Below are 5,221 nucleotides of genomic sequence, written 5' to 3'. Positions count from 1 at the left end.
ATATAGGACGGTGTTGGCCCGCCTATTGTCGCCGCATGAATCCGCAAATCCTTCCGCTGCTCCGCACTCAATAAGGTGCCAAAGACCCGTTTCAGAGGTTCCAGGCTCCCCTGGTCGTGCCATAGATGCAGCATATCACGACGCAGCTCCCCCTCCTTGACCCCCAGGTAATACAAAATCTTGGCCTGTCTCTCCGTAGAGATGACCTGCGGCTTTTCACGCAACCAGACCGATAAATTGGGGATGCGAATCTCCGTTTCCTGCGAAATGCGGCCCATCGTCTCGCCGCGCAGGGCAATCAAATCCCTGGCGAGTTCCACAACGGCGAATTCTTCAGGGCTAAGGCTGTCTGCCATGCGTCCTCCCAGTCTGACTATAAAATACTGTAACACGCGCCGCACGAGAAACCCACGGTTTTTGACAAGCTCGCCTGCTTGAGGTTACTATAATTTACAGTAGATGTGAATAAGGAGGATGCCATGTCATTTGTGTCTCGCCCAGATCCGGCGGATGAGGATCCAGTCGACAACCAGGAGACGTTTCAGGAACGTCGCTCTGAAGAATCGAGCACCGCCCGGTCCGCAGAGGCGTTGCCAACAGCAGATGACCCCGGCATTTTTGAGGACCTGCCGGACCCCTTCGCGTTTGAAGCAGACGGGTCTGAAGAGGACTCTCAGCCGAGACCGCCGCAAATCCAGTTTCTGGATGCGTCCCGCTTGGCGGTGTTTGAAAAAAACCGGAATGAAAAAGACAAGGCGTCGCAGGCGAAATCCGTCCTGGCGCAAATCGAAGCCGCTGGTGGGGATAAGCGCTGCCTGGGGCTTCTGCCGACGGCATGGGCAAGCAGCCTGGAAGCGTGTAGGGCGAGGTTCCCGAACTTTGCCGCGCTGGTCGACTTTCTGGACGACCAATTCGCCTTGTCGGCGCGCGGGGATAGCCGGGTATTTTGGCCCCCCATCCTGCTGACCGGTGCACCGGGCGTCGGCAAGACGGCCGTAGCGCGCTGGCTCGCTGACCAGCTCGGTTTGCCTTTTCGGGTCTTTGACATGGCCTCGGCGCAAAGCAGCTCCGCCCTGGCGGGGTCCGATGTCTTCTGGTCGAACTCGCAGCCCGGTCATCTGTTCGACCTGCTCACCAGCGAGCGGTGGGCGAATCCGGTCATCGTGCTGGATGAACTGGACAAGGTGAACGGCGACATGCGTTTCAACCCCATAGCGTCCCTGTACACTTTGCTGGAGCGGGAAAGTGCGCGCGTCTTCAAGGATTTGTCTGTTCCGGAGTTTGCTATCGACGCCAGCCATGTGAACTGGATCGCCACCGCCAATGACGAAAGCCAGATTCCCGCGCCGATTCTGTCGCGAATGACCGTGCTGCACATTGATCCGCCAACGTCCGGCCAGATGCGGGGAATCGCCCAAACGGTTTATGAGGGACTGCTCAAGGAGGCGAGTTGGGGGTGGTCCTTCGATGAACCGTTGGATGATGCGGTGCTGGACGCCTTGGTGGGCTATTCGCCGCGCGCGTTGAAGCGGACGCTGCTGCAGGCGTTGGGCGCCGCGGCAAAAGCCGGGCGAGCGGGGATCGTCGCTGAGGATGTGCCGACAGAAGCCGCTCCGTGTAAAAAATGGGCTATGGGTTTCTTGGATCGTAATATATAGACGCGCGGTGATGCGCAGGTTTTTGAAAAGCGCATGACCGCCATTCAGGATAGATAACATGCAGATCAGATTGATTTCCGACATTCACGTGGATGTGAATCCACCCGCTACCGTCCGTCTGGCGTCATTGCCGACGGACAGGGACAGCATTCTCGTACTGGCGGGAGACTTCGGCACGCCCAAAAAGCTGGCGGACTGGCTCAAGATGGTGGCCGATCCTTTTCCACATGTTGTGGCGGTGCTGGGGAACCACGATTACTGGGGTTTATCCGTCGAACGCGCTCCAGAAAAGTGGCGGGAGGGCCTGGCCAAGCATCTACCGGAGGATCTGATGGCGCGGTGTACGCTGCTGGAAAGACAAGGCGTGGACATCGGCAATATCCGCTTTTTCGGAACCACTCTGTGGTCCGATTTTGATGGCGGCGACCCCTATGCCATGCGGGCGGCACAGGAGACCATGCAGGACCATAAGCGGATACGGTGCCATGGCGGTGCCCGGCGCTTTTTGCCGCGGGATACCCTGGAGGTGCATCTGGCCAGCAAAGTCTGGCTGGAGGAATCTATTGCACAGCCCTGGGCTGGACACAAGGTCGTGATCACCCACCATGCACCGGCATGGGAGTCCATCTACAAATCCTTCCGGCAGGATGATCTGTCCGGTGCCTACGCCAGCCGATTGGAGCAAACCGTGGCGCGCACCGGTGATCAGGGGGTGCGGCTGTGGATGCACGGCCATACCCATCATGCGGTGGATTACCGTATCGGTGCGGTGCGCATATTGTCCAACGCCTTCGGATACCCGCGGGAAGGTACCGGCGTGCAGTTGGATCAGGTGGTTGAACTGGAGGAGAAGATTTCATGAACCCGCGTGTCATAGCCCATCCGGCCAATCTTCAGGGCCGGGATTTCATCGTCGGTGATCTGCACGGTCACCCCGATGTCCTGCGCAGGCTCATGGATCATGTGGCCTTCGACTACGATATGGATCGCCTGTTCAGCGTGGGCGACCTGGTGGATCGCGGCCCGAACAGTGCCGGGGCGCTGGATCTGCTGGAAGCGCCCTGGTTTTATCCGGTGCTGGGCAACCACGACGCCATGCTGCTGGCCACGTTGAATCTGGGTCATTTGCGGGAGATGCGGCGGGAGGAAGCTCAACGGACCGCGGCCTACGCCGATCTCTTTGCCCGCAATGGCGGCTGGGACTGGTTCCGTCCTTATCGGATGGATGAAGAACTGTGTGAACGGTGGCGGTCAGCGCTGTCTCAGGTGCCTTTGGTACGCATCGTCGACGCTGAGAATACGGCTCCCGCCGGGCGGTTTCAGGTGCTGCACGCGGAACTGGCGGCAGAACGCGAGGATGGCGTGGCGGTGTGCTGGAATGACGCCACTCTCGCAGAGGACGCGCATCCCCGCTGGCTGGAGCCGCATCAGGTCATCGGCTATGACGCAACGGGGACTTGGGAAGATCATCTGCTGTGGGGACGGAGCTTGCGTTATGCCCTGTCCCACGAGATACCCATTGTTCCGGCCGCGTTGTCCCGTACCTATGTGGGGCACACCATCACGCCGCCCCGGGAAGGCCGCTTGTTGCAGGTCGCCGGACATGTGTTTCTGGATACGGGTGCCGCCCATCTGGATCAGCCCGAGCGATACCGCGATCAGGGCTTGACCCTGTTTTGCCATCAGGAAGAACGGGGCTGGATGCTGACGGGAGAAGGTGTCCGTGAGGTCGAGCTGGATTCGCCCTCTGTAGACAACCACAAGGAGTAATACGACCCATGACAACCGTCGCTTACGCTTCTGATCTGCATCTCGAATTTGGCAACCCCGTGCCCACGGAGGGGCTCGAAAAAGCGGATATTCTGGTGCTTGCGGGAGACGTCGACACGATCCCGGAAGGCTGGGCCGACCTGCTGCGCCAGTTGCGGAAGGTCTTTTCCGGTCCCATCGTCGGGATACTGGGCAATCACGAATACTACAACGGGGTTTTCCCGGATGACAGGGAGAAATTCCGGGATGCCATCGCCCACGACCGCCAAGCTTATCTGCTGGAAAAGGAAATGGTGATTCTGGATGGCGTTCGCTTTCTGGGCGCCACCCTCTGGACGGACTTCGCCAGCGGTCGTCAGATGCGCAGTTGCCAGCGCATGATGGCGGACTTTGATGTGATTTTCGATGGGGCTTGCACCCTGCAAGGGCATTCCGGGAGCATCACCCCGGAAGTGATCCTCAAAGCGCATCAGGACACGATGGACTGGCTGGACACCCAGATCATGCGTCATCCCCACGAGGGACCCACGGTTGTGATCACGCATCATGCTCCATCCTACCAGAGCCAGCATCCCCGATTCGCAGGTAGCCCCATATCTGGGGGTTTCTGTTCCAATCAGGAGCATCGTATTCAGCGTTGGAATGCGGCAGGCTTTGCCCCGGATCTGTGGATTCATGGCCATGTGCATGATCCCATGGATTACCACATCGGCCAGACCCGTATCCTCTGTAATCCGTGGGGATATCCCGATGAGGGCAATGACATGGGGTTTCGTATAGTGGAAATTTGAGGAATGATCACAGGAGGTAACTCCAATGCATAACGCAGGGGGGCGGCAAACTCACCAAGGCGATTGCGGGAGTGCGGACAGCGGAGCCAAAGTATGGGATGAGGCGGCCTGATCAGCAGGAATCCTGGGTTTTCAGGCGCTGAGACGTAGAAAACGGGACCATATGGCATGACGCAGCCGGCGGGTGCCAGATAACGGATTACGCGGCTTGCGGTGTCAGAACCCGATCATGCGGAGGGTGTCGCGGCTACTGGCAGCGTAGTGACGGGTCGCCGAAGCGATGTTTCTGCACCCCACCAGCCGCAGAAGACCCATGGCGAAGTTGCGCAAGATGGCCGCAGGTGCCAAAGAAAATCGACACTGTCACCATTGGTATCTACAATGGCACGATACAAACCTTGTACAAGGCGCATAAAGATGCGAACTACAGTCACGCTTGATGATGCACTCACCGGCGAAATCGCTGTTAATTGGGTGAGGCATCTGCTGCGTGACAGTTTCCTGCTCGCTACAGCGACGCTATGCCGGTTTACGGACAAATGTTGAATGAATGCGCCTAGGCCCATATGATTCAATCACTTTGGGCAAAGACATGCGCGCAGAATGCCGGTATACAGTCTTGGCATCCGTTGGTGCTGCATGTCCTCGATGTTGCGGCGACTGCTGACGCAATTCTTCAAAGAGAACCAGAAAGCACGCGGAACCGATTGGCGCAAACCTTGGGGCTGGATTGGCGAAAGGCGCGCCCTTGGCTGCTTTTGTTGGTTTCCTGCCACGACCTCGGCAAAGCCTGCCCTGGCTTTCAGTGCAAGTGGCAAAACATCTCCGGGCTGGATGCTGGCCCCAGCCCCGACACCACAATCAACCATGCATTTGTCAGCCAGCTTGAACTGCGTGATATGCTCGTCGAAACGGGCTGGCCGGAAGAATTGGCGGATTTGGCGGCGGATGCGGTGGGCTGTCACCACGGAGAGCGCGCTAAACCGACGACGCTGGCTGCTC

At 58.6% G+C, this 5,221-nt stretch carries 6 protein-coding genes; 5 read left to right on the top strand and 1 reads right to left on the bottom strand.

Annotated elements, in window-relative coordinates; genetic code table 11:
• Positions 1 to 356, bottom strand: a 356-nt coding sequence (locus tag Q0C48_RS01790) for a hypothetical protein (RefSeq protein ID WP_291520958.1), incomplete at its 3' end; no start/stop codon positions are given.
• Positions 357 to 479: 123 nt separating this feature from the next.
• On the opposite strand from Q0C48_RS01790, the gene Q0C48_RS01785 reads away from it, so the two are divergent.
• From Q0C48_RS01785 to Q0C48_RS14605, 5 genes are all read left to right on the top strand, one after another.
• On the top strand, positions 480 to 1,658 hold the full coding sequence (locus tag Q0C48_RS01785; protein ID WP_291520956.1) for an AAA family ATPase: 1,179 nt from the start codon (positions 480 to 482) through the stop codon (positions 1,656 to 1,658).
• Between the two features lie 58 nt (positions 1,659 to 1,716).
• Positions 1,717 to 2,520 (top strand): metallophosphoesterase, encoded by an 804-nt coding sequence (locus tag Q0C48_RS01780; protein WP_291520954.1) that lies wholly within the window; start codon positions 1,717 to 1,719, stop codon positions 2,518 to 2,520.
• Positions 2,517 to 3,428, top strand: coding sequence for a metallophosphoesterase (locus Q0C48_RS01775; protein WP_291520952.1), 912 nt, complete (start codon positions 2,517 to 2,519; stop codon positions 3,426 to 3,428). Before Q0C48_RS01780 ends, Q0C48_RS01775 begins: the two co-directional genes overlap by 4 nt.
• 8 nt (positions 3,429 to 3,436) lie before the next feature.
• Positions 3,437 to 4,219 (top strand): metallophosphoesterase, encoded by a 783-nt coding sequence (locus tag Q0C48_RS01770; RefSeq protein ID WP_291520950.1) that lies wholly within the window; start codon positions 3,437 to 3,439, stop codon positions 4,217 to 4,219.
• A 566-nt stretch (positions 4,220 to 4,785) separates the two neighbouring features.
• Positions 4,786 to 5,221: CRISPR-associated endonuclease Cas3'' (locus tag Q0C48_RS14605; RefSeq protein WP_366936979.1), on the top strand; the 436-nt coding region annotated here is incomplete at its 3' end.

This window comes from Acidithiobacillus sp. (assembly GCF_023255755.1).
Lineage (GTDB): Bacteria > Pseudomonadota > Gammaproteobacteria > Acidithiobacillales > Acidithiobacillaceae > Acidithiobacillus.
This window is presented reverse-complemented; position numbering and strand designations above follow the sequence as displayed.